The organism is Plesiomonas sp. (assembly GCF_051650925.1).
GTDB lineage: Bacteria > Pseudomonadota > Gammaproteobacteria > Enterobacterales > CAMTGL01 > Plesiomonas.
The window spans coordinates 1-4,029 of the sequence record NZ_JBOFRH010000569.1 but is presented as its reverse complement, the minus strand read 5'-3'; the positions used below and the strand labels follow the sequence as shown (position 1 = coordinate 4,029).

Sequence of the window (4,029 nt, the reverse complement as noted above, 5' to 3'; positions counted from 1 at the left end):
TTTTGAGATTGAATTGGGAATATATCCCCGAAAAAATTCAGACCCATGTGAAAAATCAATCTGTTTTGATTATTGCTAACATTTTCCTGCAGTACTGTGGTTGCAGCGGTAGAGTTAGCGCTATTTTATTTACCCACGGTGTTTTCTACTTTGTTTATTCTCTGCCACGCCAGCACCTCTGCTACTTCCAACCACACGGCTTCTTGTTCAAGTGCTTTACCCTGCCGTTGCATGGTATCAATTAAGTGTTTTAACTCCGGTTCAAACTTGGGGTAAGCAATATGCTGCAGCATTGCATTAAATTCACGTTGGCTACTTTGCCACAGATGTTGACTGCCAAGATCGGTGAGTTGTTGCAGCCAATCTGGCATCAGCCAAAAACGAACGGCATTTGCCAGCTTTGATTTTATCCGGGCGTAGTTAAGCAGCCCTACACCGTCATAATCAGGAAAAAACCAAATCGCCGAAGCTCGAGGAGATTCAAGCAACCACTCAATCACTGTGTTGGGCAACTGGCCACTATAGTAAGCCACGGTGATATTATCGGTATCAGGCAACCAATCAAGCCGGTCAAACAGTGCCTGATTTTCCACCAGCCACAATGAACCCTCGGTATACCAGTGGTTCTGTGGGTTAATCGCCAAGACTGCAGCACCTTGGTGATCCGTTGCGTAACGAAGATCGAGCTGGTGGCCTTCCGTGTTCTGCCACCAGACAGCACCTGCGGCGGCCTTGAGTAATAGATAGTGTGTATCATGCCCATGTTGTGCACTTTTACTTGAGCCTGTCGTGGCAATATTGCGGGCTCGGTTTGGCAAAGTGGCCGAGAGTAACTCATCTTCTCGGGGCACAAGTTGATACCACTGCCGCTCGATAACCGCAGGTTGAGTGACTTCAAAAACCACACCTCGGCCCTGCGTTTTCAGCCTGACGCTATTGGTAGCCTGTGCGAAAGACTCTAGTGCCCGACGCTGAGCAGACGTTAAGGCAGATGCAGGCAATGTTTGCGCTGTAGATTCACGCAGCTTTCTCAGGGCTGCACGTAAAGCGTGGCTCATACCGATACCTGATTATTTTTCAACGTCTGCCAGTTCTGGGTGCTTATGATGTTGTACCCCTGATGCTGCTGTATCGGCACACAATAACGAACCGTACTCAGCGGCGCGGGTGAGGCAAAAATCAGCGCAAAACCAAAATCATGTGCCGCTTCAATCAGGCTTTTTTGATTTTTGTTGTCTAATGCCAAGGCTTCATCAAGATAACAAACCGTACGGATTTTTTGATTCTTATGTTGCATCAGATGAAGCATGGCCAAACCGGTGACTAACTTTGCCATGAGTACGGTTCCGTTTGATGCAGCGCTGTCTATCTCTTCAAATGACTCTTCGGGTTGATCATGCTTCCCTACTACGAACTGCAAACTGAAAAGATCGGCGACTTTCAGCCCTTGCCGCGCTTCGCCCTCTTGTATCAGCACCTGTTTGGCGCGATCTAATTGCGGTTCATCGAGTACACTGTGCTGATTAAATAAGTCAAAGCTATCACCGTGGCTGACCTGTTGTTCGGCAGTACTCAGCATCACATCAATTGCATCTATCAAATGCGGCTCTTTTCTTGGCTCTATTTTAAATGTTTTTAAGTCAGACAGGTGACGCGCACCAATAAGCCGGTTGAATTCACGCATTCGGCCAATGAAAGCATCTAGCCCATTTTTCAACTGCTTTAAACTGGCCGTGACATTGACAACCGCGCTGCGTGCGCGTTTCTCTAACGCTTCAGCCTCTTTAGGCAGCATACGGTGAAAATCAAAAATTTTTATCCATTCAGCATCATGGCTACCGGTATACTGATATTTGGTTAATCCTCCCCGATGCAATTCACTAAGCGCCAATTCCAAATCTCTGTTCATATCACGCAGTTTATTGCAGTCTGCATTGTATGTTTGTAAACGATCAGACAGCTCGCTGATATCCCACGTCGGCTCAGCTAGCGCGCTATGGTGTGGAAGATCGGTCAGGTAAACAAACTCATCAGACTGATCAATGCGACGATTACGGGCTTTATCGATATGATTGTGCTGATCTTCCAGTAATAACTGCTGCTGGGTGAGGCTATTGAGTTTATCGGTTAGCTGTTTCCCCCGTTCAATTAGCTGATCTAACTGAGACTGGGTTTCGGTAAGCCGGCTTTCGTCGCTCCGGTGTTGCTCTTTTCGCTGTTCATGGGTGGCCAGCAATTGTTGCAAATGATCAAAATTCTGGAGCGCCAATAAATGCTGCTGTTTCTCTTGCTCTAAGGCGCGCTTGTCAGCCAGTGTATTGGCCATGTGTTCGGCGGCCTGCTGTTGACGCTGTAAATTTTCTATTTGGAGGAAAGTATCTTGCCACTGCTCATTCAGCTCGACTTCACTAAGCGGGTGATACTGAGGCGTTAATGTGTTGAGATTTAGCTGCAACCCAGCTAGCGTAAACTCACTGGCAGCAGACTTAGCCAGCATGCTTTGTAACTGCGCACTATCAAGCTGAAAATCATTCGGGTTTAGCGTCATCACGCTGCGGTTGAATAGTCGGTTTAAGCTATCAAGGTGCTCAGGCGCTAATGTGCGACTCAGATGATGATAAAGGGTATTGGTCAAATGGCTTTTTTGCTGTTGGAGATGAGCCAGCTCTTGCTGTTTATGCACTAATTCACGGTGAATAGCCGCAGGAGCGCGCTGCTGGGTTTGACCAATCAAGGTAATTTGTTGATCGAGTTTTTTCTCTGTCGCCAGCAGATGGCTTTCAAGTTGTGCCCTGTCGGGTATCAGAGCAAATTCACGCATCCAGTGCGCTTGCTTTTTGTCATATTCCAAAAGGGCGCAGAGTGATTGCTCAAGCGCAATTTTGGTCGCGACAAGTGCCCGATCCTGCTCAATTTGCTTGCTCTGCTCATCCCGCAAACAGTTGATCTCTGTAATCAAGGCTTGCTTTTGCTGCTGATAGTAAGCTTGCCACTGTTGCAGATCTTGCTCTATTTTCGGACGCCATGCGATAATTTTACCGCGCAATGTCATACGGGCACTGATCTCTTGACTAAGCACTTCAATACGGTGACTTTGAGTTAATGCGGCCTGATATTGCGCACGTTCTGCATTCACTTCACTAAATGCGCTTTCCCACTCCTGTTTAAAATCAATTGAGGCATCGGGCAGATCACGCTTAAATATATCCAACAAATACTCTTTCACATTTCTGGAGCTCAGTTTATCGAGCCGCAAGGTGCGAGTGAGTACTTTTCGGTAGGCCGAGGCATCTGATTGATGTTCAAGATGAAAGATTGTGATATCCGGTTCACCCAGATTGCGCCGTTTACGGCTGCCATACAGTGCATCACGAAACTCTGTGGGTTCATAACTGAACAAAATACGGCCTTGCTGCGCCAGATGATCTCTTAATCGGGGTTGCTGCACCAATGTACCATCAGGCAGACGATATTCATCTAAAACCAGTGGTCCAGTATACGCAAAATATTCATATGCCTGACCGCTGACACCTTTACCAACACACCCTAAAACAACCGTACCCACTTTCGGTAAGCAGGCTTGCAGTAAGATATACGCGCTGTTGTTGGGAAAATAGAATCGGCGGGTGCTCTCAATATCATGTGCACCAAAATCCATGCGGTTCTGATCGATAATCAGTAAAAATTGCAATGCATTGATCAAGCTGGTTTTACCTTGATTATTGGGCGCAACCAGTGAAACAGAATCATCAAGAGGAAGTTCGGCCCGCTGATATCCGGCACTTCCCAGCAAAACTAAACGCTCTAGCCCATATTGAATCATGCTTCGTACCCCGCTTCGTGTATGATATCTTCTGTGAGTATCTGGCCCTGTAACGTTTCACATTCAATGCTGTTGCAGTCTGCCTGTTTATGGTGCGCGGCAAGCTGTTCAAAATAGTCTAAATAGCGGTAAACGGCCGGCAGTAACCGCCAATATCCGCCTTGCTCTTGGGTAAAACCAATGCGTGCGGCACTTTCAAGCAGAGC

3 protein-coding genes are annotated in these 4,029 nt (G+C 47.1%); all 3 read right to left on the bottom strand.

Annotated elements, in window-relative coordinates; all coding sequences use genetic code 11:
* Window positions 1–125 precede the first annotated feature (125 nt).
* Window positions 126–1,058 (bottom strand): DUF7281 domain-containing protein, encoded by a 933-nt coding sequence (locus tag ACRC27_RS13510; RefSeq protein WP_438640119.1) that lies wholly within the window; start codon window positions 1,056–1,058, stop codon window positions 126–128.
* Complete coding sequence (locus tag ACRC27_RS13505; protein ID WP_438640118.1) at window positions 1,055–3,823, bottom strand: hypothetical protein; 2,769 nt, start codon at window positions 3,821–3,823, stop codon at window positions 1,055–1,057. The genes ACRC27_RS13510 and ACRC27_RS13505 overlap by 4 nt, the downstream gene beginning before the upstream one ends.
* Window positions 3,820–4,029: hypothetical protein (locus ACRC27_RS13500; protein WP_438640117.1), on the bottom strand; the 210-nt coding region annotated here is incomplete at its 5' end. The genes ACRC27_RS13505 and ACRC27_RS13500, both read right to left, overlap by 4 nt.

Coding starts and splice junctions, on each gene's coding strand:
- ACRC27_RS13510 (WP_438640119.1), bottom strand. CDS start 1,058: ATGAGCCACGCTTTACGTGCAGCCCTGAGAAAGCTGCGTGAATCTACA.
- ACRC27_RS13505 (WP_438640118.1), bottom strand. CDS start 3,823: ATGATTCAATATGGGCTAGAGCGTTTAGTTTTGCTGGGAAGTGCCGGA.